The 24,861-nt window shown below is 44.1% G+C and carries 25 protein-coding genes; 23 read left to right on the top strand and 2 right to left on the bottom strand.

Going from position 1 to position 24,861, the window contains the following annotated elements; translation table 11 throughout:
* Positions 1 to 183: 183 nt before the first annotated feature.
* The 12 genes from BN3261_RS02700 (at position 184) to BN3261_RS02755 (ending at position 13,769) form a co-directional block, all read left to right on the top strand.
* Positions 184 to 1,524, top strand: coding sequence for a CCA tRNA nucleotidyltransferase (locus BN3261_RS02700; RefSeq protein ID WP_059085400.1), 1,341 nt, complete (start codon positions 184 to 186; stop codon positions 1,522 to 1,524).
* A gap of 59 nt (positions 1,525 to 1,583) precedes the next feature.
* Complete coding sequence (locus BN3261_RS02705) at positions 1,584 to 2,558, top strand: protein kinase family protein (RefSeq protein ID WP_022427359.1); 975 nt, start codon at positions 1,584 to 1,586, stop codon at positions 2,556 to 2,558.
* Between the two features lie 98 nt (positions 2,559 to 2,656).
* On the top strand, positions 2,657 to 4,390 hold the full coding sequence (locus BN3261_RS02710) for a phospho-sugar mutase (RefSeq protein ID WP_015527116.1): 1,734 nt from the start codon (positions 2,657 to 2,659) through the stop codon (positions 4,388 to 4,390).
* A gap of 102 nt (positions 4,391 to 4,492) precedes the next feature.
* Positions 4,493 to 4,786 (top strand): HU family DNA-binding protein, encoded by a 294-nt coding sequence (locus tag BN3261_RS02715; RefSeq protein ID WP_227573730.1) that lies wholly within the window; start codon positions 4,493 to 4,495, stop codon positions 4,784 to 4,786.
* 73 nt (positions 4,787 to 4,859) lie between these two features.
* Positions 4,860 to 5,099 carry an RNA-binding S4 domain-containing protein gene (locus BN3261_RS02720; protein WP_015527118.1) on the top strand — a complete coding sequence of 80 codons (240 nt, stop codon included), beginning with the start codon at positions 4,860 to 4,862 and terminating at the stop codon, positions 5,097 to 5,099.
* 90 nt (positions 5,100 to 5,189) lie between these two features.
* Complete coding sequence (yabP, locus tag BN3261_RS02725) at positions 5,190 to 5,471, top strand: sporulation protein YabP (RefSeq protein ID WP_044960948.1); 282 nt, start codon at positions 5,190 to 5,192, stop codon at positions 5,469 to 5,471.
* Positions 5,472 to 5,582: 111 nt separating this feature from the next.
* A complete protein-coding gene (locus BN3261_RS02730) occupies positions 5,583 to 5,897 on the top strand; it encodes an FtsB family cell division protein (RefSeq protein WP_021650636.1) in 315 nt (104 codons plus the stop codon).
* 119 nt (positions 5,898 to 6,016) lie between these two features.
* Positions 6,017 to 7,510: a SpoIIE family protein phosphatase gene (locus tag BN3261_RS02735; RefSeq protein WP_015527120.1), complete on the top strand. Its 1,494-nt coding sequence runs from the start codon at positions 6,017 to 6,019 to the stop codon at positions 7,508 to 7,510.
* 25 nt (positions 7,511 to 7,535) lie between these two features.
* Entirely contained in the window at positions 7,536 to 8,978 is a 1,443-nt protein-coding gene (gene tilS, locus BN3261_RS02740) for a tRNA lysidine(34) synthetase TilS (RefSeq protein WP_059085401.1), read from the top strand.
* Positions 8,975 to 9,502, top strand: coding sequence for a hypoxanthine phosphoribosyltransferase (gene hpt, locus BN3261_RS02745; RefSeq protein WP_015527123.1), 528 nt, complete (start codon positions 8,975 to 8,977; stop codon positions 9,500 to 9,502). The genes tilS and hpt overlap by 4 nt, the downstream gene beginning before the upstream one ends.
* 16 nt (positions 9,503 to 9,518) lie before the next feature.
* Positions 9,519 to 11,366 (top strand): ATP-dependent zinc metalloprotease FtsH, encoded by a 1,848-nt coding sequence (ftsH, locus tag BN3261_RS02750; protein ID WP_059085402.1) that lies wholly within the window; start codon positions 9,519 to 9,521, stop codon positions 11,364 to 11,366.
* A gap of 285 nt (positions 11,367 to 11,651) precedes the next feature.
* On the top strand, positions 11,652 to 13,769 hold the full coding sequence (locus BN3261_RS02755) for a glycoside hydrolase family 13 protein (protein ID WP_059085403.1): 2,118 nt from the start codon (positions 11,652 to 11,654) through the stop codon (positions 13,767 to 13,769).
* Positions 13,770 to 13,849: 80 nt separating this feature from the next.
* On the opposite strand, the gene BN3261_RS02760 is transcribed toward BN3261_RS02755, so the two are convergent.
* Both BN3261_RS02760 and BN3261_RS02765 read right to left on the bottom strand, forming a co-directional pair.
* Complete coding sequence (locus tag BN3261_RS02760) at positions 13,850 to 14,161, bottom strand: ArsR/SmtB family transcription factor (RefSeq protein ID WP_022427364.1); 312 nt, start codon at positions 14,159 to 14,161, stop codon at positions 13,850 to 13,852.
* 134 nt (positions 14,162 to 14,295) lie between these two features.
* The gene (locus tag BN3261_RS02765; protein WP_059085404.1) at positions 14,296 to 16,608 is read right to left on the bottom strand and encodes a heavy metal translocating P-type ATPase; all 2,313 of its coding nucleotides are present in this window, start codon (positions 16,606 to 16,608) and stop codon (positions 14,296 to 14,298) included.
* Between the two features lie 12 nt (positions 16,609 to 16,620).
* Between BN3261_RS02765 and BN3261_RS17620 the strand changes: the two genes are divergently transcribed.
* The 11 genes from BN3261_RS17620 (at position 16,621) to BN3261_RS17050 (ending at position 24,692) form a co-directional block, all read left to right on the top strand.
* Positions 16,621 to 17,352, top strand: a complete 732-nt coding sequence (locus BN3261_RS17620; RefSeq protein WP_059085405.1) for a hypothetical protein — start codon at positions 16,621 to 16,623, stop codon at positions 17,350 to 17,352.
* A gap of 253 nt (positions 17,353 to 17,605) precedes the next feature.
* Entirely contained in the window at positions 17,606 to 18,148 is a 543-nt protein-coding gene (locus tag BN3261_RS02775) for a 5-oxoprolinase subunit PxpA (RefSeq protein WP_235812333.1), read from the top strand.
* A 168-nt stretch (positions 18,149 to 18,316) separates the two neighbouring features.
* The gene (locus tag BN3261_RS02780; RefSeq protein ID WP_059085406.1) at positions 18,317 to 19,099 is read left to right on the top strand and encodes a ZIP family metal transporter; all 783 of its coding nucleotides are present in this window, start codon (positions 18,317 to 18,319) and stop codon (positions 19,097 to 19,099) included.
* Between the two features lie 19 nt (positions 19,100 to 19,118).
* Positions 19,119 to 20,030 carry a ketopantoate reductase family protein gene (locus BN3261_RS02785; RefSeq protein ID WP_059085407.1) on the top strand — a complete coding sequence of 304 codons (912 nt, stop codon included), beginning with the start codon at positions 19,119 to 19,121 and terminating at the stop codon, positions 20,028 to 20,030.
* A 14-nt stretch (positions 20,031 to 20,044) separates the two neighbouring features.
* Positions 20,045 to 20,713 (top strand): class I SAM-dependent methyltransferase, encoded by a 669-nt coding sequence (locus tag BN3261_RS02790; protein WP_059086849.1) that lies wholly within the window; start codon positions 20,045 to 20,047, stop codon positions 20,711 to 20,713.
* The gene (locus BN3261_RS02795; protein ID WP_059085408.1) at positions 20,703 to 21,404 is read left to right on the top strand and encodes a transglutaminase-like domain-containing protein; all 702 of its coding nucleotides are present in this window, start codon (positions 20,703 to 20,705) and stop codon (positions 21,402 to 21,404) included. Before BN3261_RS02790 ends, BN3261_RS02795 begins: the two co-directional genes overlap by 11 nt.
* A gap of 40 nt (positions 21,405 to 21,444) precedes the next feature.
* Positions 21,445 to 21,996, top strand: coding sequence for a class I SAM-dependent methyltransferase (locus BN3261_RS02800; protein WP_110925850.1), 552 nt, complete (start codon positions 21,445 to 21,447; stop codon positions 21,994 to 21,996).
* Between the two features lie 53 nt (positions 21,997 to 22,049).
* The gene (gene tnpA, locus BN3261_RS02805; protein ID WP_059085409.1) at positions 22,050 to 22,472 is read left to right on the top strand and encodes an IS200/IS605 family transposase; all 423 of its coding nucleotides are present in this window, start codon (positions 22,050 to 22,052) and stop codon (positions 22,470 to 22,472) included.
* Positions 22,472 to 23,569 carry an IS200/IS605 family element RNA-guided endonuclease TnpB gene (tnpB, locus tag BN3261_RS02810; RefSeq protein ID WP_059085410.1) on the top strand — a complete coding sequence of 366 codons (1,098 nt, stop codon included), beginning with the start codon at positions 22,472 to 22,474 and terminating at the stop codon, positions 23,567 to 23,569. Before tnpA ends, tnpB begins: the two co-directional genes overlap by 1 nt.
* A gap of 507 nt (positions 23,570 to 24,076) precedes the next feature.
* Positions 24,077 to 24,349: a hypothetical protein gene (locus BN3261_RS02815; protein ID WP_021650832.1), complete on the top strand. Its 273-nt coding sequence runs from the start codon at positions 24,077 to 24,079 to the stop codon at positions 24,347 to 24,349.
* A 175-nt stretch (positions 24,350 to 24,524) separates the two neighbouring features.
* Positions 24,525 to 24,692: a tyrosine-type recombinase/integrase gene (locus BN3261_RS17050; RefSeq protein WP_110925739.1), complete on the top strand. Its 168-nt coding sequence runs from the start codon at positions 24,525 to 24,527 to the stop codon at positions 24,690 to 24,692.
* The last annotated feature ends 169 nt before the right edge of the window (positions 24,693 to 24,861 follow it).

Consider the following 24,861-nt stretch of genomic DNA (forward strand, 5'->3'; position numbering starts at 1 on the left):
AACAGGAACCATATTGCAGAAACAACGGCGGGGCAAAATATGCTCCGCTGTTTTTATGAATCTATGTTATAATAGCGTTAAGGAAAACATATCAGAATATTATTCGGCTGCTGACATGGAGATAATACAGCGAAATGTAAACGTGTTTTGAACGGACAGCAGCGATCATCAAGAGGAGTTATCATGACGATTAATATACCACAAAAGGCAGCGCAGATACTGAAGACCTTGAATGCTGCCGGCTATGAGGCATATGTTGTAGGCGGCTGTGTCAGGGATTCTATCCTGGATCGGGTGCCTGGAGACTGGGATATCACCACCTCTGCACTTCCGGAGCAGGTGAAGGAGCTTTTTCACAGAACTGTAGATACGGGGATCCAGCATGGAACAGTAACTGTAATGATGGGCAAAGAGGGCTTTGAGGTGACAACCTACCGTGTGGACGGAGAATATCATGACGGCCGCCACCCGGATGCCGTGACCTTTACCAGGAGTCTTGAGGAAGATCTGAAACGAAGAGATTTTACCATCAACGCCATGGCGTATCATCCGGAACATGGACTGGTGGATCTGTTTGGTGGAATGGAAGATATCAATGGGAAGATCATCCGTTGTGTTGGTGATCCGGTAGAACGTTTTACAGAGGATGCCCTTCGTATGCTCCGTGCAGTGCGTTTTTCCGCACAGCTTGGTTTTACTGTGGAGGAAAATACGAAAGCGGCACTGGCGCGGATGTCGGGGAATCTGGAGCATGTCAGTGCAGAGCGTATCCAGACAGAGCTTGTAAAGCTTCTGGTATCCGATCATCCGGATTATCTCCGAACCGCCTGGGAGACAGGTCTTACCCGGGAATTTCTTCCGGAATTTGACGCCTGTATGGAAACCGAGCAGAATACCCCTCATCATTGCTATACCGTGGGAGAGCACATTCTGAAAAGTCTTACAGAAATCGAGAATGACCGGCTTCTCCGTATCACCATGCTTCTTCATGACATTGCCAAGCCGGTTGTAAAAAAGACAGATGAGAATGGAAGAGACCACTTTAAGACTCACGGACCGGCAGGCGAAAAGCTGGCAGGAAAGATCCTGCGCCGTCTGAAATTTGATAATGTAACGATCCGAAATACCTGTCGTCTGATCCGGTATCATGATCTTCGTCCCACTCCGGACGCCGAGGATGTGCGGAGAGCTGTGAATCTTATCGGAGAAGAGCTTTTTCCGCTGTATCTGAAAGTGCAGAAGGCAGATCTTTTATCCCAGAGCACTTACAGGAGGGAGGAGAAGCTGGCACGGTTAAGCGGTGTGACGGAAGCTTATCAGGGGATCCTTGAAAGAGGTGAATGTACATCTCTGAAAACCCTGGCAGTTTCCGGAAAGGATCTTATAAAGGCAGGACATCCGGCTGGACCGGCACTGGGAGCACTGCTCGAAAGACTTCTTGACTGTGTGCTGAAAGATCCAACCCTTAATACAAAAGAAAAACTTCTTGAAACAGCAGAAAAAGACAGCATAAAAACCGAATAGAATAACAAAAATCCCCCCTGCATAAAATAGAACGTAAAATAAGGCAGGGGGGAACTTTTTTGTATGATTATGGGTTGAGCGTGCTGGAGCAGTATGGGCTTACAGCTTCATTCTCCGGCAGGGTGCGGGGGGCACTTCTGTGCCGGACAGAAAAAGGTCCGGTGATACTCCGGGAATTTCATGGCTCGGAAAAAAAGCTTTCCATGCAGCAGCAGCTTCTTGAAAAAATGAAAGAACAGAACTGTCTTGTGGACGCCTATCTCAGAAACAGGGAAGGCGTACTGGTAAGCAGGGACAAAGATTCTGTTCCATATACTGCACAGATCTGGTTTGAGGGACGGGAATGTGACACGAGATCCGAAAACGATATTTTAAAAAGCATCCGGACTCTGGCACAGATCCACAAGATCATGCAGCTTCCTGTGGAAATGGATTATGCGGGAAGAAATCTGCAGGAAGAATATATCCGGCATAATCAGGAAATGAAAAAAATACGCCGTTTTATCCGAAAAAAAGGAGCGGTCAATTCTTTTGAGAAAGATTATCTGAAAAGCGTGGAATGGTTTCTGCAAAAAGGAGAAGAAGCGGCAGCTATGCTGGAAACCACGGATTATAAAAATCTGCGGCAGCAGTCTCTTCAAAGTGGCAGTATCTGTCATGGCGAATATAATCAGCATAATGTGCTGATACTTGGGAAAAACACAGCGGTGACGAATTTCAGTCACTGGAGCTTTGATGTGCAGATGGCAGATCTGTACCGCTTTATGCGGAAAATCCTGGAGAAATACAGCTGGGATCTGCACCTCGCGCAGAAGATGCTTTCTGCATATGATTCCGTACGGCCGCTCTCGGAGTCTGAGTGGCAGAACCTGAGAGTCCGGTTCTGTTATCCGGAAAAATACTGGAAACTGGCAAACCATTATTATACACATAACAAGGCTGTGATCTCCGGAAAAAATGTGGAAAAGCTGAGAACCCTGATCCATCAGAAAAAACAGTGGGAGGAATTTTCAAAACAGTGCTTCAGGCAGTAATGATTCTGAATGTGACAAAAACAAAACTTCCCTTTTTCTGAAAATTGTTATATAATATTAAGTATCTTATATAAAGAAACAGGGAGGTATTTTGGAACATGGATTATAAAGAAATCTATAATCAGTGGCTTGAAAACCCATACTTCGATGAGGCGACAAAAGAAGAATTGAAAGCGATCAAAGACGACGAGAATGAGATCAAAGAGCGTTTTTATATGGATCTTGAGTTTGGTACGGCAGGCCTGCGTGGTATCATCGGCGCAGGTACCAACCGTATGAATATTTATGTGGTAAGAAGAGCAACCCAGGGGCTTGCCAACTATATTGCCAAGGTTGACAAGAAATCCCAGGGAGTTGCTATCGCATATGATTCCCGTCATATGTCACCGGAGTTTGCCCAGGAAGCAGCGCTTTGCCTGGCAGCAAACGGGATCAAGGCTTATATCTTTGAGACACTTCGTCCGACACCGGAGCTTTCCTTTGCAGTACGTCATCTGGGCTGTGTGGCGGGTATCAACGTAACAGCCAGCCACAATCCTCCGGAATACAACGGATACAAGGTTTACTGGGAGGACGGCGCGCAGATCACACCACCTCATGATTCCGGTATCATGGGCGAGGTAAAGGCGATCTCCGACTGGAATACCGTAAAGACCATGGACAAGGAAGACGCAGTAAAGGCAGGACTTTTCGAAGTGATCGGACAGGCTGTCGATGATGCTTACATGGCAGAGCTTAAGAAACAGATCATCCATATGGATGCGATCCAGGCAGAGGGCAGGAACCTGAAGATCGTTTACACACCTCTTCACGGAACCGGCAATATCCCGGCCAGAAGGATCCTTAAAGAGCTTGGATTTGAGAATGTATATGTAGTACCGGAGCAGGAGCTTCCGAACGGGGATTTCCCGACAGTCAGCTATCCGAACCCGGAGGCAGCAGAGGCATTTGAGCTTGGCCTGAAGCTTGCGAAGGAAGTGGATGCAGACATCGTACTTGCCACAGACCCGGATGCAGACCGTCTTGGCGTCCGCGTAAAGGATAAAAACGGAGAGTATCATGATCTTACCGGTAACATGTCCGGATGCCTTCTTGCAAACTATGAGCTGAGCCAGAGAAAGGCTGTAAACGGAAGCCTTCCGGAGGACGGAGCTCTTGTAAAGACTATCGTTACAACAAACCTGGCAGATGCCATTGCCAAGGGATACAACGTGAATCTTATCGAAGTACTTACCGGATTCAAATACATCGGACAGCAGATCCTCGGATTTGAGAACAGTGGCAAGGGTACATATCTTTTCGGATTTGAGGAGAGCTACGGTTGCCTGATCGGAACCTATGCAAGAGACAAGGATGCCATTGTTGCTACCATGGCACTTTGCGAAGCTGCTGCTTACTATAAGACACAGGGCAAGACTCTCTGGGATGCAATGATCGATATGTATGAGGAGTTCGGTTACTATAAGGATGCCATTCAGGCAGTTACCATGAAGGGTATCGAGGGTCTTCAGAAGATCCAAGAGATCATGACAACACTTCGTCAGAATCCGCCTGCTGAGTTTGCCGGACATAAGGTGACTGCTGTACGTGACTACAAGCTGGATGAGATCACAGATCTTGCAACAGGTGAGAAGAAGCCGACAGGACTTCCGAATTCCAATGTTCTCTACTATGAGCTTACCGATGATGCATGGGTTTGCGTAAGACCGTCCGGAACAGAGCCTAAGGTTAAATTCTATTATGGCGTTAAGGGAACATCTCTTGCAGATGCAGACGAGAAATCCGATGCAATGGGCAAGGCTGTTCTTGAAATGGTTGATTCCATGAAATGATAAAATGGTCACATTCCGCCTGTAATATGCGAAAAACCTTGACATTATAAGCCAAAAGCGGTATATATATAAAGCAAAGTCAAAAATAAGAGAACATCAATTATAGGAGGAAACACCATGAATAAAACAGAGTTAGTGGCAGCAATGGCGAAAGACACCAATCTTTCCAAGAAAGATGTAGAAGCTGTTCTGAAATCTTTTATCGATGTTGTAACAGATGAACTGAAAAAAGGCGAGAAGATTCAGCTGGTTGGATTTGGAACTTTCGAAGTAAGCACAAGAGCTGCAAGAGAGGGAAGAAATCCTCAGACTGGTGAGACCATGACGATCGAGGCTTCCAAGTCTCCGAAGTTCAAAGCAGGAAAAGCTTTAAAGGACGTTGTCAACGGTAAATAATCTGTTGGTTCAGAGTGATAACGGCAGGGGAAACCGGTTTTTGGTTTCCCCTGCTTTTTTAGGAGGAAAAATTATGCGTCTTGATAAATATCTGAAAGTATCCAGACTGATCAAACGCCGTACGGTGGCAAATGAAGCCTGCGATGCAGGAAGAGTTCTGGTCAATGACAAGCCGGCCAAGGCTTCTGTACAGGTAAAGACCGGTGACACTGTGGAGATCCAGTTTGGAAGTCGTAATGTAAAGGTTGAAGTCCTGGAAGTTAAGGAAACGGTAAAAAAGGATGAGGTGGAAAGCATGTTCCGCTATATCTGATGCAGGGACAGCTGCCGTTTGGGCGTGATGGTCTATTCCGGATGGATTTTTCATAAAATAAAAGAGAAATCATCCCCAGGGAGGTATGGATTGGACGAGAAGAAACCGGCAGCATTTCACAGTCTGATGCTGGAGCGGCAGAAAGGCGGCACCATAACGGGAATCCGGGAGGTGATCTCTTTCGATGAAAAAGAAATACTGCTGCATACAGAGGAAGGAAAGTTATCCATAAAAGGCGAAGGACTTCATGTAAAACATCTTGATCTGAAAAGCGGGCAGCTTAGCTTGGAGGGAAAAATCGACAGTCTTACCTATCTTGGCAGGAAAAAGGACAAAAAAGAAGGATCCCTTTTAAAAAGACTGTTCCATTAAAGCTAAAATGACAGCAAACCGGTTGATATTTTTTTGAAGAAGTTGTAAAATTTGGATGTATAAGCTCGTAAAAGGTAAAGAGATCAGATTGTGTAAAAAAGGAGCAGCAGATTGAAAAATCCAAAAAATGGAAAAGAAAAAAAACGGATCGGATATAATTATCTTGGCATGGCGGGGATCATGGTGATCGCACTGGTGTTGCTGGGAAGCCTTATGCTACAGAGTAAGACTCTGGAACGGCGCAGGGATTATTATGATTCCAAAGCTACAGCACTGGAGAAGTCCATTGAAAGTGAGAAGGAACGTACCAAGGAGATCGAAGCAGAGAAAGAACATATGAAGACCGACGAATATGTGGAAGAGGCGGCTCGTGAGAAGTTGGGACTTGTGAAAGATAACGAGATCGTGTTTCAGGAAGAAAAATAGCTGAAAATCAAAGGTTTCGACGAAATTTTTTTTGACATTTTCGTGCGGCTTTGACAGATATTTCAGGGATCTTCCTTTATAATGTTCAGTCAGTGAAGGTTATAAGGGGAGGGGAAAATATGCAGGAATGGATCATTGCCATGCTCGTAGTCAGCATACTGCTGATACTCCGGGACATGGCAAAAACTGTCTTTTCGGGAAAAACGAAGGAAAAAGAAGAAATGCTGCCGCTTTGTGAAAGCCATCCCCAGAAGGAAAAAGTGGAACGGTATGCAGCATCCTTCCGGAAGCTTGCGGATACATTCTACGGAATGCCTTACCGTAAGGAATTTTTGAGCGGAGGACAGCTGAACCGTATCATATCGGACACCAGTGCGGCTGTATGTTCCAGATGTTATCAGAGAGAGATCTGCTGGGGAGAGCGTGCCGGGGAAACCATGCGGGGCAGTGAGAATATGATCCGTACCATGGAGGAAGGCAATGAAGAGAGTATCCAGAGAGCACGCAGTGAATGGATGGGAGCATGTGGCCGTTCCGCCCAGTATTTTCAGGTCCTGAATGAGGGATTTCGTGAAGAAAGGCAGAATCTCGTGTGGGATAACCGGATGATCGAAAGCCGACTTGCAGTTGCACAGCAGCTGACGGAAATCTCGAGGATCATGGATCATATGGCAGAAGAGCTGTATGATATCATGCCGGCAGATCCGCAGTTTCAGGAAGATCTGAAAAAGGCTCTTCGTAAAAAGCATGTACTTGTAAAGAATGTCTGGGTCATGGATAAGATCGAAGGAAGACGGCAGATATTTCTGAATCTGAGAGCCAGGAGCGGACAGTGTGTTTCCATGACAGAGATCGCACAGATCCTGTCCAGGATCTGCGGAAGCTCCATGACGCCGGACGCCGACAGCCGCAGTATTGTAAATGGAGATTTTCGTATGGTCCATTTTGTGGAGGATGTCAGTTATCAGATGCTTTACGGAGTAGCGCGGCTTACAAGAGAAGCGGAAAAGGTTTCTGGAGACAATTATATCTGTCGTCAGGAAGAGGATGGCAGGTTTTTTCTCTGTCTGTCTGATGGGATGGGTTCCGGAATAGAAGCGTTTAAAGAAAGCGAGATCGTGGTAGAACTTCTGGAACAGTTTCTGGAATCCGGCTTTTCTCAGGAGACAGCTGCCAGAATGGTGAATTCCGCACTGCTATTGAAAGGACGGGAAGGGATGTTTTCTACTGTTGATATCTGTGCGGTGGATCTTTATACCGGGATCTGTGATTTTCTGAAAGCAGGGGCGTCTTCCACATTTATTAAAAGAGATCACTGGGTGGAATCCATTGCTTCGGAAAATCTTGCAGCAGGCTTGGTCCAGCAGTTGGATTTTGATACTGCCTCAAGGAAGCTTTATCATGGAGATTATCTGATCATGATGACAGATGGAGTTCTGGATGCACTTCCTACAGAACGGGAAGAGGAAACCATGAAGGAGATCATTATGGATGTCCGGGAAAAAGAGCCCAGGGAGATGGGACGGGGAATACTGGAAAGGGTCCTGGGATACAGTGATTATCATGCCAGGGATGATATGACAGTAGTTGTGGCAGGATTGTGGAAAAAATAGAGTATTTTTGGTTACAGGAGAAAAAATGATCACACGTGTAAGAAAATATATCAGAGACAATCGGATGCTGAAAGCAGAGGATATGGTTGTGGCAGGGGTTTCCGGAGGGGCGGATTCCATAGCAATGCTTCATATTTTGAAAAGTCTTCAGAAAGAGATCGGTTTTTCCATGGAAGTGGTTCATGTCCATCATGGGATCCGGGGCCAGGAGGCGGACCGGGATGAGCAGTTTGTGGAAAAAATCTGCCGGGATTGGGGAATCCCTTTCCGGTCCAGGCATTATCCGGTTCCGGAGCTTTCCGGAAAGTGGAAGCTGGGAGAAGAAGAAACCGGAAGGATCGTGCGAAAACAGGCGTTTCAGGAGGAAAAAAAGAGACTTGGTTTTTCCGGAGAACAGTCAAAAAAGAACGGACAGTTCCGGGTTGCGCTGGCACATAATCGCAACGATCTGGCAGAGACTATGCTGCATCATCTGGCAAGGGGAACCGGTATCCGGGGACTTTCCGGGATACAGGCGGTAAATGGTGAGATCATCCGGCCGGTTTTGTGTTTAGAACGGAAGGAGATCGTCAATTATCTGAAAGAGAGAGGTATTTCCTATATCACAGACAGCAGCAATCTTTCAGATGACTATACAAGAAACCGGATCCGTAACCATATTCTTCCGGCTATGGAACAGAAGATCAATGCAAAAGCGGTGGAGCATATGGCAGAAACCGCACGGGTTCTGGCAGAGGCAGATTCGTATCTTCAGAAAAAGGGAAGGGAGCTTCTGGCAGGCTGCCGGAAAGAAAATGGCTATCTTCTGGATGAAAAATTTTTTGCACAGGATCTTATCCTTCAGGAATATGCGGTGATGGAGGCGTTTGAGATATTGTCAGGAAAACGTAAGGACTTTACATCTCTTCATGTGGACCAGGTCCTTTCGCTTCAAAAAAAAGAAAACGGTCGTTATATCAACCTTCCGGAATCGCTGCGGGTAATACGACAGTACGGAGGGGTATGTCTGAAAAAGAACTCTGCATCAGACAGAGAGAACGCTGCTTCCACTGAAAAAAAAGTATCGGCAGGTCTCAGAGAAATGTCTATGGAGCTTCCGGTACCTGGAATTCTGGAAAGTCCTTTCGGAGTTTTTGAGTCGAAAATTTTTTCTTATAAGAAACAGAAGATTGAAGAAAAAAAGTATACGAAATGGTTTGATTATGATAAAATAAAAAATAGTCCATGCGTTCGGACCAGAAGACAGGGAGATTATCTTACTGTAAACAGTGAAGGCGGAAGAAAGAAGCTGAACCGGATCTTTATTGATGAGAAGATTCCGGCGGAGATGAGAGACAGGCTTCCGGTTGTTGCGGCAGGATCTGAGATACTCTGGATCCCGGGAGGACGGATGAACGAGAAGTATAAGATCACTTCCACTACAGGGAGAGTGTTAGAACTACATTACCAAGGAGGAGCTTTAGCATGAGCGAAAAAATCAGGGTTTTACTCAGTGAAGAAGAGGTAGATGCCCGTATCCAGGAAGTTGCAGATATGATCAACAAGGATTATGACGGAAAAGATGTACACATGATCTGCGTTCTGAAAGGCGGCGTTTTCTTTATGTGTGAGCTTGCCAAGAGGATCACACGCCCGGTAACACTGGATTTCATGTCTGTGTCCAGTTACGGTGATGATACGAAATCCAGCGGTGTTGTAAAGATCGTCAAGGATCTGGATCAACCACTGGACGGGAAAGATGTTCTGATCGTAGAGGATATCATTGATTCAGGCAGAACCTTAAGCTATCTGCTGCGTATCCTGAAGGGCAGACATCCGGCAAGCATCAGACTCTGTACACTTCTTGACAAACCGGAGAGACGTGTGACAGATGTAGAGGTAGATTACTGCTGCTTCAATATTCCGGACGAGTTTGTAGTAGGATACGGACTTGATTATGCCCAGAAATACAGAAACCTTCCTTACATCGGAGTAGTGGAGCTTCAGGACTGAAAGGAGATTTAACCAAGTGAGCAAGCATTCAGGTAAGATAGGCCTGTACCTTCTGCTTATTGTGGCACTGATTGCAGGATATCTGTATCTCAATGACCAGGTATCTACCCAGGGCAGCTACACAATGGGCCAGCTGGAAAAGGCTCTGGAAGAAGACAAAGTGACGGATGCGGTGATCCATCAGAACAGAGAAGTGCCCACCGGTTATGTAACAGCAAACATTGTTTCAGATGGTCAGAAGACAGTCTACGTAACCGATGTAAAGGAAGCGGAGGCGCTTCTTGAAGAACATGATATCGATCCGACGATCCGCAATGTACCCAAGGACAGCTCCATGATCGGAACAGTACTTCCGGTAGTGCTTACCGGCGCGATCCTTCTCTTTTTCTTTATGATGATGAACCGGCAGATGTCTGGAGGCGGCGGAAGCAATGCGAAGATGATGAATTTCGGAAAAAGCAGAGCCAGGATGTCGTCCCCTGATGATAAGAAAGTAACGTTCAAGGATGTTGCAGGTCTTCAGGAGGAGAAGGAGGATCTGGAGGAAGTGGTGGATTTCCTGAAATCCCCACAGAAGTATACCAAGGTAGGTGCCAGGATCCCGAAAGGAGTGATCCTTGTGGGCCCTCCGGGAACAGGTAAAACTCTTCTCGCGAAGGCAGTTGCAGGAGAGGCCGGAGTTCCGTTTTTCTCCATTTCCGGATCCGATTTCGTGGAGATGTTTGTTGGTGTCGGTGCTTCCCGTGTACGAGATCTTTTTGAAGAGGGCAAGCGTCATGCACCGTGCATCATCTTTATTGATGAGATCGATGCGGTAGCCCGTCAGAGAGGAACCGGTATGGGCGGCGGCCACGATGAGAGAGAGCAGACGTTGAACCAGCTTCTTGTAGAGATGGATGGTTTTGGAGTAAATGAAGGAATCATCGTAATGGCAGCGACCAACCGTGTGGATATTCTGGATCCTGCGATCCTCCGTCCGGGACGATTTGACCGTAAAGTCGATGTGGGACGCCCAGATGTCAAGGGCAGAGAAGAGATCCTTATGGTCCATGCCAAGGACAAACCGCTGGGAGATGATGTGGATCTTCGCCAGATTGCCCAGACAACCGCAGGATTTACAGGTGCAGATCTGGAGAATCTTCTTAACGAAGCTGCCATTGATGCTGCAAAAGAGGGCCGTCCTTATATCATGCAGAAGGATATCAAGAAAGCATTCATCAAGGTCGGGATCGGTGCAGAAAAGAAGAGCAAGGTCATCTCTGATAAAGAGAAAAAGATCACAGCTTATCATGAAGCAGGCCATGCGATCCTGTTCCATGTACTTCCTCATATGGATCCGGTATACACCATTTCCATTATCCCTACGGGAATGGGAGCTGCCGGCTACACCATGCCGCTGCCGGATAATGATGAGATGTTTAATACAAAGAACAAAATGCTGGAGGATATCACCACGCTTCTTGGCGGACGTGTGGCTGAGGAGATCATCTTCGGAGATATCACCACCGGTGCTTCCAATGATATCAAACGTGCCACAGAGACTGCACGCTCTATGGTAATGAAATACGGTATGTCTGAAAAAATTGGTCTGATCGCTTACGGCAACGATGACGATGAGGTATTTATCGGCCGTGATCTGGCACATACCAGAGGCTACAGTGAGGAAGTGGCAAGAGAGATCGATGGGGAGATTTCCCGTATCATCCGTGAGTGCCATGAGAACGCAGAGAGCATCATCCGTGAGAATATCGGCGTTCTTCACAGCTGTGCGGCCCTTCTTCTCGAGAAGGAAAAGATACATCGTGAAGAGTTTGAAGCACTTTTTACAACAGAAAAAGAAGAGGTTGCAAAAACAAACGAATAAAATGCACAAAAAAAAATATTGAATTTTGTGAACTTTGTGCACACTTTTTGGTGGACACATGGTACTATAAATACCGTAAAAACCCCCCAATACATTATATAGTTTTTGCTACACCCCATAAGAAGAAATACCTTCTCCAAAAAAGGCAGCTTAACCAGCTGCCTTTTTTACTGCCCAAAAATAAAAGACGAATTACGGAGAAAACAGATATATATGCTTGCGGGATGGAAAAATTAAGATAATATATTTAAAACATGGTACTAAAAACGGAATGAGGAAGATAGAATGTTATATGAAAGCATGGAGACTGCAAAGAAGATGCGGTATATACTCAATATGAGTCCGGTATTAAATAAAGACGCAATGTTCAGTGACGGGACGGAATATTACCGTACACCTGTGGAGCCGCGGGAAGGTGATACAGTTACGATCCGTTTTCGTACCCAGAGAAATAACGTGGACAACGTCTGTCTTGTGCATGACGGAGAATATCTGGAAATGAAGCGGGAAAAAACTTCCGGAAGCTTTGATTATTATACTGCACAGATCGTAATGGGAAAAGATCTTGTACGATATTACTTTGAGATCCATTCAGGACTTGTTACCTGTTATTATGATACAAATGGTGTAAGCACCAGACATGAGGAAAGGACAGAATTTGAGATCTATCCCGGATATCATGTGCCTGAGTGGCTGAAGGGTGCTGTGATGTATCAGATTTATGTGGATCGTTTCTGTAACGGAGATCCTTCCAATGATGTGGAAACAGGGGAATATTTCTATATCGGGGACACTTCCGTAAAAGTGGATAACTGGGAAAAGGTTCCGGCTGTGATGGGTGTCCGGGAATTTTATGGCGGCGATCTTCAGGGAGTTATGGATAAGCTGGATTATCTTCAGGAGCTTGGAGTAGATGTGATCTATCTGAATCCGGTCTTTGTCTCTCCCAGCAACCATAAGTATGACTGTCAGGATTACGATCATATCGATCCGCATATCGGAAGGATCGTAGCGGACTGTGATGGTCTGTTAAGTCCCGGAGACAGTGATAACAGTCATGCCCTTAAGTATATCCGCCGTGTGACCGATAAACGGAATTTGGAGGCCAGTAATAAGCTTTTTCAGGAGCTTGTGGAGGAAATTCACAGAAGAGGGATGAAAGTGATCCTGGATGGGGTATTTAACCATTGCGGATCCTTTAATAAATGGATGGACAGGGAACGGATCTACGAAAATCAGGAAGGCTACGAGAAGGGGGCTTATGTTTCGGCGGACAGCCCTTATCGTTCTTTCTTCTGCTTCCAGGATCAGAACCGCTGGCCCTATAATCCAACCTACGACGGCTGGTGGACCCATGATACCCTGCCAAAGCTGAACTACGAAGAATCTGAGGAGCTTTGCCGGACGATTCTTGATGTGGGCAGAAAATGGGTTTCGCCGCCGTATAACGTAGACGGCTGGAGACTGGATGTAGCTGCAGATCTGGGCCACAGTAATGATTTTAACCATCATTTCTGGAAAGAGTTCCGGAGGACAGTAAAAGAAGCCAATCCTGATGCAGTGATCCTTGCAGAACACTACGGAAATCCGGAAAGCTGGCTTCGCGGCGATGAGTGGGATACGGTTATGAACTATGACGCTTTTATGGAGCCTGTAACCTGGTTCCTGACCGGAATGGAGAAGCACAGTGATGAGTACCGGGAGGACCTTTATGGCAACAGTGAGGCCTTTATCGGGGCGATGAAGCATCATATGCAGTCTTTGCATATGGGCGCGCTTTATGGAGCCATGAATGAGCTTTCAAACCATGACCATTCCAGATTTCTGACAAGGACCAATCACAGAGTAGGAAGGCTTTCCTACGCAGGCGCAGAGGCAGCATCTGCAGGCATCAATCCTGCTATCATGAGAGAGGCTGTTGTGATTCAGATGACGTGGCCTGGTTCGCCTACGGTATATTACGGGGATGAGGCCGGCGTCTGCGGCTTTACAGATCCGGATAACCGCAGAACTTATCCCTGGGGAAAAGAAGACCAGGAGATGCTGGACTTTCATAAACGTATGATCTGCATACACAAGGCATATCCGATTCTTGCAAAAGGTTCCCTGGAATTTCTGTGGAACGATCATCAGGGCTTGAGCTATGGTCGTTTTTCTGATTCTGAACAGATCATAGTGATCCTTAATAATCAGGATCAGGAGAGAGACATAAGGGTAACAGCCTGGAAAACCGGTGTAAGCCGGAAAGAAGCAACGGCTTTTCAGCGCCTGATGCTTTCTTCCGGAGAGGGTTATACGGAAATGCCGGAAGAATATATTGCAGATGCAGGGATTCTTCAGGTGAAGATGCCTGCATACGGAGCGATGGTGCTTCACCACAGGGCGAGGGATAAATACAAATGATGCACGAGTAAGGCAGAGAAAAAAGCCAATCTGTTCTTCCATTAGGAAGCAGATTGGCTTTTTGCATTGTGTTTTATGAGTTATTCTTCTGTAACGTGTTCCAGACCCTGATTCATGATGGTTGCCACATGGCTGTCTGCCAGGGAGTAGTAAATGGTTTTTCCATCTCTTCGAAATTTGACCAGTGACATCTGCTTCAGTACCCGGAGCTGATGGGAAATGGCACTCTGGGTCATGGAAAGACGATCGGCAATATCCTGAACACAGAGCTCTTCCACAGAAAGTACGTACAGGATACGGATCCTGGTAGGATCACCGAAAACCTTGAACAGGTCGGCAAGCCGGTACAGTGTATCATCATTGATCGGGTAATCTATATGTGTTTTCTTCATTTGCGCATCCTCCAAACTGTTAACTTCTATTGTAGCTGAAAAAAACGCACCGGTCAAATTCTTTTCTGCATCACTGGGGAGTTGTATGGATGCACAGGGATCCGCTGCAGGATATCTGCCCTGCAGAACGGATCTTATTTTTTATACAGGATACGAATGGAATTCAGCACGCAGATCATGGCAACGCCAGTGTCTGCAAATACGGCCATCCACATGTTAGCATGTCCGGCAAGACCAAGGATCATAACTGCGATCTTGATCACCAGGGCAAATATTACGTTCTGCCATGCAATACGGTTTGTGCTTCGTGCAATGGCGATAGACTGAGGGATCGCATCTACATTGGAATTCATAAATACGGCATCTGCGGCTTCAATGGCAGCATCTGCACCGCTTCCCATGGCAGCACCTACATCAGCACCTGCAAGAACAGGAGCGTCGTTGATACCGTCACCGACAAACATAACCGTTCCATGTGCCTGGCGGACCTTTTTCAGGGCATTGAGCTTATCCTCCGGAAGAAGCTTTGCATAGATCTCATCGATTCCGGCATCTTTTCCTACAGCCTGTGCACTGTCTTCGGAGTCTCCAGTGAGCATAACGGTGTGGAGACCAAGCTTTTTCAGAGAAGCAATGGCTTCCTTTGCGTCAGGTTTGATGGTATCGGAGATCAGCATATATCCTGCGAAGGTTCCGTTTACTGCCATAAATACTTCAGAGCCGTAAGCGGCTTCCTTTAATTCTCCGATTGTAACTCCGAATTTATCCATCAGCTTGCGATTTCCGCAGAGAACTTTTCCCTCCGGCATTTCCGCAACGATCCCGTGACCGGAAATTTCTTCCAGGGAGATCGGTTTTTCAAATTGGATCTCACGTTCCTTTGCGGCAGCAACGATGCTGTTTGCAATAGGATGTGTGGAGTTCTGTTCACAGCCTGCACACATGGAAAGGAGTTCATTTTCCGTGTATTTACCGGTGGCAACAACCTTCTGAAGCTGGAAGTTACCCTCTGTGATAGTACCGGTCTTATCCATGATCACAGCGCCGAGCTTACTTAATCCTTCGATGGAAAGGCCACCCTTAAAAAGGATACCCTTTTTAGAACCGGCACCAATCCCAGAGAAGAAGGCCAGCGGGATACTAAGTACAAGAGCACAAGGGCAGCTCATTACCAGGAAAGTAATGGCTGTGTAGATCCAGTAATGCCAGTTTCCGGTAACAAGGGATGGGAGTATGGCAGTTGCCACTGCGATTCCTACAACACAAGGAGTATAAACCCTGGCAAAACGTGTGATAAAGCGGTCGATCTTCGGTTTGCTTGCTGCCGCGTTTTCTACGGAATCCAGAATACGAGTGACCATGGATTCTTCCAGAGGTTTTTCCACGCGGATCTTAAGCTGGCCGGAAGTGTTGACGCAACCAGAAGTGATCTCATCACCTTCATTTACAGCAACCGGTACAGGCTCTCCTGTGATCGGAGAAGTGTCGATACGGCTGTTTCCCTCAATTACGATACCATCAAGAGGGATGCGGTCTCCGGGACGGACCAGAAGAATGTCTCCGATCTGAGCCTCTTCAGAGGGAATTACCTGGATATCATCGCCTGTGACCAGGTTTACAACTTCCGGACGAAGGTCTACGGCATCCATGATCTGCCCGCGGCTTCGTTCAACGGCTTTTTCCTCAAAAAGCTCGCCGATGCGGTAAAAGAGCATAACGCCTACGGCCTCAGCAGAATCATTGATGGCAAAAGCGGCAAGTGTTGCAATGCTCATGAGAAAGTTTTCGTCAAAAATCTGTCCGTGAGAGATGTTTTTGGCAGCTTTTACAACGATAACACCCCCAAGCGCCAGGTATGCGATCACAAATACAGGAAGAGTGGCACTGGTACCAAAGCCTTTGTGTTCCATGATCTCTCCGGCAACGAAGAGTACTGCACCGATGATAATGCAGATGATATCTATGTTTTCCCTGGAGAAAAATTTCTTCTTGGAAGCGGTTTGGTGAGTCACTGTTTTTGGGGACTGAGCCTTTGGCTTCGGATCCTTTTCTTTTACAAGAACTTCGGATTCAATGGATGTACAGATCTTACGGATCTGATCCAGGTATCGATCCGGATTCTTTGCAGTTAAGCGAAGCTGTTTTGTTGCAAAAGTGATGGTTGCTTCGGAAATACCTTCAAGGTTTGCAATCTGTTCCTCCATTTTGGAAGCGCAGTGAGCGCAGCCTAGATTCTCCAGAAGATAGGTCTTAGTTGTTGTGTCAGTGGAAGCTGCCGGAGCTGGATTTCTCGGAACAACTTTAACTTCAGACTCAATGGATGTGCAGATCTTGCGGATCTGCGGAAGCAGAGCGTCTGGATCTGCAGCCCCTAAGCGAAGCTGTTTTGTTGCAAAAGTAATGGTAGCGCTTTCGACGCCTTCAAGAGCCTGGATCCGTTCCTCCATTTTGGAAGCACAGTGAGCGCAGCCGAGGTTCTCCAGAATGTAGACACGCTTTGCGGTGAGAGCATTGTGGGAGTGACCGTGGTGCTCATGATCTCCGCAACCACAACCACAGTGCTCGTCATGGTGGTGAAGGTGCTCGTGTTCATGATGTTCATGTTTATGATCTTCACAACCACAGCTGCAGTGCTCGTCATGGTGATGATGCTCGTGTTCATGATGTTCATGTTTATGATCTTCACAACCACAGCCGCAGTGCTCGTCATGGTGATGAGGATGCTCATGTTCATGATGTTCGTGCTCGTGATCCTCGCAGCCACAACCACAGTGCTCGTCATGGTGGTGAAGGTGCTCGTGAGCATGATGTTCGTGCTCGTGATCCTCGCAGCCACAACCACAGTGCTCGTCATGGTGGTGAAGGTGCTCGTGAGCATGATGTTCGTGCTCGTGATCCTCGCAACCACAACCACAGTGCTCGTCATGGTGATGAGGATGCTCATGTTCATGATGTTTGTGCTCGTGAGCATGATGTTCGTGTTTATGATCCTCACAACCACAGCTGCAGTGCTCATGGTGGTGAGGAGGCTCATGTTCATGATCTTCATGGTCATGATTCTCGCAGCCACAGCCGCAGTGCTCATCATGGTGCTCATGATCGTGATGTTCTTCATGCTCATCATGGCTGTGATGCGCATGCTCGTGACCGCAGCCGCAGGAATCTGCGGACTTCATGGAATCTTTCTTTAATTTTTCTTCCATATGAACTCTCCTTGCTGATTCGTTTGTTTTTTATATGAATATATGAATTAATGTTCATATGACTATTTAATCATATATAAAAATCTTTGTCAACAGCTTTTCAAAGAACGGATCAAAGAAAAGTAAAATTTATTGCAAAAGAAATATAGAAAATATTAATATATTCTGAAAAAATAATCTATTTTATTATTTTTATTTAACATGTTATAATTTCAACAAGTAAAGAAAGAAAGGTAGCAACATGTACAGTATCGACTTAAACAGTGACATGGGTGAGAGCTTTGGCGCATATAAGCTTGGCGGCGATGAAGAGATCATCAAATATGTCACAACAGCAAATGTTGCATATGGCTGGCATGCAGGCGATCCGATGGTAATGGATAAGGTAGTCCGCATGGCAAAGGAACGTGGCGTTATGGTTGGAGCCCATCCTGGATATCCGGATCTTCTTGGCTTTGGACGAAGAAAGATGGTTCTCTCTCATGATGAAGTTAAGAATTATGTCAGATACCAGATCGGAGCACTGGCTGCATTTACCAAGAGCTACGGAATGAAGCTTCAGCATGTCGCTCCTCATGGAGCAATGGGGAATGGCTGCCAGTATGACGAGGATATTTCCACAGCGATCTGTGAGGCAATCTGCGAGTATGACAAAAATCTGATCGTTTATTACTGTGCAGGAGCAGTTCTTGGTGATATCGCTGAGAGCAAGGGAATTCGCACAGCATCTGAGATTTTTGCAGATTGTGCATACATGGATGATCTTTCTCTTGTAAATTGTTAAAAGAATTATATTGTTATATGATTTCGTAAGTGATATACTTAAACATAAGGAAAACCGTGTGAAATTACAGTTTGCTTTTTGCACGGTTTCTTTTATACATGGTAGTTAGTTAAAACTAACAACAGAACGATGTGAAAGTACTTTTGACTATACAGAAAGGAATACATAATGCTAATGAATGTTTTTGAAGGTATACTGATTCCATTTGTTGGAACAACGCTAGGTGCAGCATGCGTGTTTTTTATGAGAAAAACACTTAGCAAGTTACTGCAACGTGCACTTGCAGGGTTTGCAGCAGGTATAATGGTTGCTGCTTCAATCTGGAGTCTTCTGATTCCGGCAATTGAACAATCTGAGAATATGGGAACTTTATCGTTTGTTCCGGCAGTTGTTGGGTTCTGGATTGGTATATTGTTTTTACTCGCACTTGATCATTTGATTCCACATCTTCATGTTGGAAGTGATCAGGCAGAGGGACCGAGAAGCAAACTTGGCCGTACTACGATGATGGTGTTGGCAGTTACATTACATAATATCCCTGAAGGTATGGCAGTTGGTGTAATGTATGCAGGATTTCTTGCTGAAAATGCACAGATTACAGCAACAAGTGCACTTGCTTTATCACTTGGAATTGCTATCCAGAATTTTCCAGAAGGAGCGATTATATCCATGCCGCTTAGGGCAGAGGGTGAAAGTAAGAGAAAGGCATTTCTGGGAGGTGTACTTTCAGGAGTCGTTGAACCGATTGGAGCAGTAATGACGATTCTTGTCGCACAGCTGGTAATCCCGGCATTACCATATTTACTCAGCTTTGCAGCAGGAGCTATGTTATATGTCGTGGTTGAAGAACTAATTCCGGAAATGTCTCAGGGACAGCACTCGAATATCGGTACGCTTTTCTTTGCAATTGGATTTAGTTTGATGATGATCTTGGATGTGGCGCTGGGGTAAGAGGAGAGGAAAGATTCTTATGAGAATATTGATTTATGGTGCTGGTGTGATTGGATCCTTGTATGCGGCTTTATTTGCAGAAGCCGGTTATGATACAAATATTTATGCCAGAGGTAAAAGACTTGAGGCTTTAAGAAATAATGGATTGAAATATAAGAAAAATCAGGAAGTAATAAAGGCAGAGATTAGGATTCTTGGAGAACTACCAAACGATGATATTTATGATTTTGTCTTGCTTACTGTCCGGGAAAACCAGCTGTATGAAGCACTTACTGAATTGAAAAATAATAAAAGTAATACGATTGTTACAATGATAAATTCACTGGACAGTTACAATAAATGGGAAGACATTGTCGGAAAAGGAAGAATATTACCGGCTTTTCCAGGAGCAGGCGGAAGTATAAATGATGATGGTATCCTTGATGCAGCACTTACTCCAAGGTTGATTCAGCCAACAACATTTGCAGAAATATCAGGAAATAAATCCGAAAGAACTAAGCAGTTTTCAGAGATATTGAGGCATGCTCATATACCATACCAGAAAGTAACGGATATGCATCTATGGCAGCTTTGTCATCTTGCTATGGTGGTACCGATTGCAGATGCGTATTATGAATCAGACGATCCGGAGAAAGTGGGAAAAGAATGGAAAATCATGAGGAAAACAGCAGAAAGGATGAAAAGAAATTTTAATTTTTTGCGAAAACAAAAGGGTAAACTGTCACCATGGAAAATGAATATTTTTCGCTTTTTACCATTGTCATTTCTGACGATTATGCTGGCAGTTACATTTGGAAGCAGTTTTGGAGATAAATTTATGTATCAACATGCTATGAAGGCACCAGATGAAATGAGGGAATTGCATAAGCAGTTTTATGCTTATATGAAAAAAATGAAGAAATGCGGATGCAAGGCGAAAAAGGTACAGTGATTGGAGAAAAAAGCATGAAAAATGAAGAATATAAAAAATTGTCAATTAAAGAGTTTACAAAAGCAGCAGGAAGATATGAAAGTAACCATGCTGGCATTTACGAAATGTGCAAGAAAGATTATCCGGATATTCTGGAAGAATTAGAGAAGGAGCCATTTAGAGATTTATTAGATGCAGGCTGTGGGCCTGCTCCAATGATTTCTTTATTAGCAGAAAAACATCCAGACCGGCATTATACAGGACTGGATCTGACTCCTGCTATGATTGAACAGGCAAAAAAGAAAAAAATTCCAAATGCAACATTTGTTGTAGGAGACTGTGAGAACTTTCCTTTTGAAAAGGATTCATTTGATGCAATTATTTGTTCTATGAGCTTCCATCATTATCCGGATCCACAGGCATTTTTTGACAGTGTGAAAAGATGTCTTCGCCCAAATGGAAGATTGATACTGAGAGATGTGACCAGTGACAATAAAGTATTGGTATGGCTAATGAATACATTGGAAATGCCGTTGGCAAATATATGCGGACATGGAGATGTCCAAGTGCCAACAAGAGATGTGGTCATAAAATGTTGCAAAAAAGCAGGATTAAAAGTAGAAAAATTTGAAATTCGTAAAGGTATGCGAATGCATTGTGTTGTGAGAAAACCTATGGGAAAGGCGATAGGAAATGAAAGATAAGTATCTTAGGGAAACACGAATGGTTGATTTTTCTAATCCGGCAATTCAAAAACTTATTCAAAATATGAAATGGAAGGAAATGGGTGAATTTGAAAGGATTAAGGCAATCTACAACTATGTAAGAGATGATGTTTTATTTGGATATAATATTGATGACGGAATTTCAGCTTCAAAAGTACTTGCAGATGGTTATGGACAATGTAATACAAAAGGAACTTTATTTATGGCACTTTTACGTGCCTGCAATATTCCATGCAGAGTACATGGTTTTACGATTGATAAAAGATTGCAGAAAGGGGCTATGACCGGGTTTGTTTACCGTAATGCTCCAAAAAGTATTTTCCATAGCTGGGTAGAAATTAATTTCGAAAATCAGTGGTACGAACTGGAAGCTTTCATTTTGGATAAAACCTACATAAAGAAGTTACAGGAACAAAATTCGGAATGTACAGGTGCATTTTGCGGTTATGGAGTAGCAGTCAAGGATTTCAGAAATCTCATTATTGAGTTTGATAGGAACAATACTTATATTCAGAGCGAGGGAATCAATCAGGATTTTGGTGTTTATGATTGTCCAGATGAACTGTTGAGGGAACATCATCAAGAAATTTCAGCCTTTAAAGCATTTGCTTATAGACATATTGGAAGACACCTCATGAATCGTAATGTCAGGAAGATTAGAGAACGATAGTTTTAAGCTTTTAGAATTAAAATTAAATTTGGAAGGTAATATGGCAGACAAAATACAAAATGCTTATGAAACATCAAAAAATATATATGACGATGTTCTTACGCAAAGAAATATTTTCAGCAAACTGTATATTAAGTTATTTTGGAGTGGCACGGATGATAATGATATAGCACGAAAAGTTTTATCATATGTTCCTGATGACTTTTCAGGAAAGCTTCTTGATGTTCCGGTTGGAACTGCTGTATTTACGGAAAACAAATGGAGCTCTCTGAAAAATGCACATATTACTTGTATTGATTACAGCATGGATATGCTTGAACAAGCCAGAAAAAGACTTGGTAGTCATGCGCATATCAAATGTATTCAGGGGGATGTGGGAAACCTGCAAATGGAGAATGAATCTGTTGATACCGTTGTCAGTATGAATGGTTTTCATGCATTTCTTGATAAGCAAAAAGCATTTCATGAAATATGGCGTGTTTTGAAACCAGGCGGCGATTTCATTGCCTGTTTTTATCCAATGCGTCGTAAAACCCCTTGCTTCAGTTATGGGGATATAAGACGCGTCCATCGAATTTATGCAAGTAATTGAAGATGGACAAAATAGTAATTGTATTAACTAATGAACTATAGTATAATATAAATATGAACACAACATATAAATCAAACAACAATGTCGTCTATTCCTGTAAATACCATGTAGTATGGTGTCCAAAGTATAGACGAAAAGTATTAATTAACGGTGTGGACGTCCGGCTGAAGGAGCTGCTCACAGAGTATGCTACAAATCTTTCTGTAGACATTCTGGAAATGGAGATCATGCCAGATCATGTTCATATGCTTTTGGAAGTAGATCCTCAGTTTGGCATCCACAAAGCTGTAAAGTCATTTAAAGGCTATACGTCCAGAATTTTAAGACATGAATTTCCCTATCTTAAAACGAAAATGCCGACTCTCTGGACAAACAGCTATTTTGTATCGACGGTGGGCGGTGCTCCGCTGGAAACAGTAAAACAGTATATTGAAAACCAGAAAACATCGCAGAGACAAAAGGATAAGATGGGATAATGCAAAAAGGAATTAAATTTAGGATCTACCCGAACAGAGAACAGAAAAACTTCATCCATCAGACCCTGGGATGTTGCCGGTTCATCTACAACCGGGGACTTGCCATGCGTAAGGAAGGCTATGAAAATGGGGAAAAGATCGGCTATTCCCAGACTTCCGCCATGCTGACTGAACTGAAAAAGCGAGAGGAGTTTGCCTTTCTGAAAGCAGCAGATTCCATTGCATTACAGCAGTCTTTGCGGGATCTCGACCGGGGATTTGTGAATTTCTTTGAGAAACGGGCTTCCTATCCAACCTTCAAAAGTAAACATAACCGGTTCCAGTCATACAGAACGGTAAATCAAAAAGATAATATTCGTATTGTGGGAAGATATATCAAACTTCCGAAACTTGGATTTGTTAAAATACGGCAGTCGATGGAAGTGGAAAAGATTAATCACGTGATCATTGAGCACACACCGGCTGGAAAATATTTTGCGGTTTTAAATGTTGATTTTGAACCGGAACCACGCTCAAATGCTGGCGGAACGATAGGGATTGATGTCGGAATCAAAGCGTTCTACTCCGACAGTAATGGAAATACGGTATCAAATCCCAGATATCTGGAACGCTCAATGCGAAAACTCATAAGAGAACAGCGCAGGCTTTCCCGAAAACAAAAAGATTCCTATAACCGCGAGAAGCAGCGGATCAGGGTGGCAAGAGTGTATGAGAAAGTAACCAATCAGCGGAATGATTTCCTGCAGAAACAGTCAACGATGCTGGTGCGTGAAAACCAAACCATCTGTATTGAAGATCTGAATGTTAAGGGGATGATCCGGAATCATAAACTGTCAAAATCGATAGCGAGTGTTTCCTGGGCAAAATTTTTTGAAATGCTGAAATATAAAGCTGGCTGGTATGGAAATGAAATTCACAGAGTACCAACGATGTATCCGAGCAGTCAGACCTGCAGCTGTTGTGGCTACAGAAATCCACGGATAAAAAATCTGGGCATTCGTATCTGGGAGTGTCCCAAATGCCATGCGGTTCATGACCGGGATACGAAAGCAAGTATCAATATTCTGAAAAAAGGACTGCAGATGCAGTCTGCATAAAGATAAAAACTGTACCGTAGGGCATACGGGAACAGTATAAATATAGCTTGTGGACACTGTGTAAGACATTGCAGTACCGTAAGGTGTTTGCCAATGCAGTAGTGGGAGAAGCAAGAATCCCCCTACTTTAGCTGTGGGGAGTGTCAAATCAGGGGAAAATCGAAACGGACAGATTGGCTGGTAAAAAATATTCTTGCAAAGAAAGGGTGGTTTTCTCCACCGTTTCAGACGGAGAAAGAGCTGAGAGATATCCTTCAAAAACTATATAAAGAAACGGATATCCATGTTGACGGTTCTATGGTATATTTCCGTTGTGTGAAGTAATGCAATGATGCTGGATTTATAATAAAGTTTCAGATAATAAGTCTGGAACTTTATTTTTGTCTAAATGGATTATTGTCGTCCGTTCAGGTCTGGATAATGCTCGATTCTCATGTTAAGATAATAGAAAAAAAGGTTAGATGAAACTAATACAAAGAAATACCACTATGTGAAAGGAGAAGAAATTTGAATGTAAATGAAATTGCAAGTCTTGGAAGTAATGTGAAGCCTGTGATTCAGAATGAGAATTGCGCTGTTCTTATGTTAAATGATGCGACAGGAGAGGGCGTTATGACGGTTTACCGAGTAATGCCAGGTGTGATGATTTGTTTTTCAGACATGTACATGGAACAGTGCGCATCTGAATTTTATCTGTATTCTTTTGTGGCTTACCTGTATGAACTGGAGAGTGGGGCTGATTGCAGTGACGGGTGCTGCTGTTTCTCTGATTCAGGATGAAATTGAAATCGAATGGAATTTTGACGATATTTTTTCAGAACAGAGATAACTTGAGCAGGACAAGAATGATTTATCAGAAGATAATAAAGGTGCTGGGACTACCTGATGGAAACGTCAGATAGTCTTCGGCAGAAAAAAATAAAATTTTTTTGTCCTATACTTGACACATCCACATATGCTGAGGCATACGTTTTGCACCAGATGTGCAGAAGCTGGCCTAGATATCAAAGTTTTACAAATGATTATGGGACATAGTGACATAAGCATTACAATGAACATATACAATCACGTAGATGCTGCAAGAGTACAGAATGAAATAAAAAAGCTTGAAAATATAATGTAATAATCAGAGCCATTCCCTTTATCGGGCGTGGCTCTTTTATGACAATTTTTGTGACAAATAAAAGAAAATAGACGCAATCAGACGAAATATTGTTTTTCATGGAAATGCTGAAAATCCTTGTAAACAAAGTGTTCTTGATATATGATGAAACAAGTCGAAGCCCGTTGTT

The sequence above is a fragment of the Blautia massiliensis (ex Durand et al. 2017) genome, assembly GCF_001487165.1.
GTDB classification, from domain to species: Bacteria; Bacillota; Clostridia; order Lachnospirales; family Lachnospiraceae; genus Blautia_A; species Blautia_A fusiformis.

Coding starts and splice junctions, on each gene's coding strand:
- BN3261_RS02700 (WP_059085400.1), top strand. CDS start 184: ATGACGATTAATATACCACAAAAGGCAGCGCAGATACTGAAGACCTTG.
- BN3261_RS02710 (WP_015527116.1), top strand. CDS start 2,657: ATGGATTATAAAGAAATCTATAATCAGTGGCTTGAAAACCCATACTTC.
- BN3261_RS02720 (WP_015527118.1), top strand. CDS start 4,860: ATGCGTCTTGATAAATATCTGAAAGTATCCAGACTGATCAAACGCCGT.
- BN3261_RS02735 (WP_015527120.1), top strand. CDS start 6,017: ATGCAGGAATGGATCATTGCCATGCTCGTAGTCAGCATACTGCTGATA.
- tilS (WP_059085401.1), top strand. CDS start 7,536: ATGATCACACGTGTAAGAAAATATATCAGAGACAATCGGATGCTGAAA.
- hpt (WP_015527123.1), top strand. CDS start 8,975: ATGAGCGAAAAAATCAGGGTTTTACTCAGTGAAGAAGAGGTAGATGCC.
- BN3261_RS02755 (WP_059085403.1), top strand. CDS start 11,652: ATGTTATATGAAAGCATGGAGACTGCAAAGAAGATGCGGTATATACTC.
- BN3261_RS02760 (WP_022427364.1), bottom strand. CDS start 14,161: ATGAAGAAAACACATATAGATTACCCGATCAATGATGATACACTGTAC.
- BN3261_RS02765 (WP_059085404.1), bottom strand. CDS start 16,608: ATGGAGGAACGGATCCAGGCTCTTGAAGGCGTCGAAAGCGCTACCATT.
- BN3261_RS02775 (WP_235812333.1), top strand. CDS start 17,606: ATGTACAGTATCGACTTAAACAGTGACATGGGTGAGAGCTTTGGCGCA.
- BN3261_RS02780 (WP_059085406.1), top strand. CDS start 18,317: ATGCTAATGAATGTTTTTGAAGGTATACTGATTCCATTTGTTGGAACA.
- BN3261_RS02785 (WP_059085407.1), top strand. CDS start 19,119: ATGAGAATATTGATTTATGGTGCTGGTGTGATTGGATCCTTGTATGCG.
- BN3261_RS02790 (WP_059086849.1), top strand. CDS start 20,045: ATGAAAAATGAAGAATATAAAAAATTGTCAATTAAAGAGTTTACAAAA.
- BN3261_RS02795 (WP_059085408.1), top strand. CDS start 20,703: ATGAAAGATAAGTATCTTAGGGAAACACGAATGGTTGATTTTTCTAAT.
- BN3261_RS02800 (WP_110925850.1), top strand. CDS start 21,445: ATGGCAGACAAAATACAAAATGCTTATGAAACATCAAAAAATATATAT.
- tnpA (WP_059085409.1), top strand. CDS start 22,050: ATGAACACAACATATAAATCAAACAACAATGTCGTCTATTCCTGTAAA.
- tnpB (WP_059085410.1), top strand. CDS start 22,472: ATGCAAAAAGGAATTAAATTTAGGATCTACCCGAACAGAGAACAGAAA.
- BN3261_RS17050 (WP_110925739.1), top strand. CDS start 24,525: ATGCTGAGGCATACGTTTTGCACCAGATGTGCAGAAGCTGGCCTAGAT.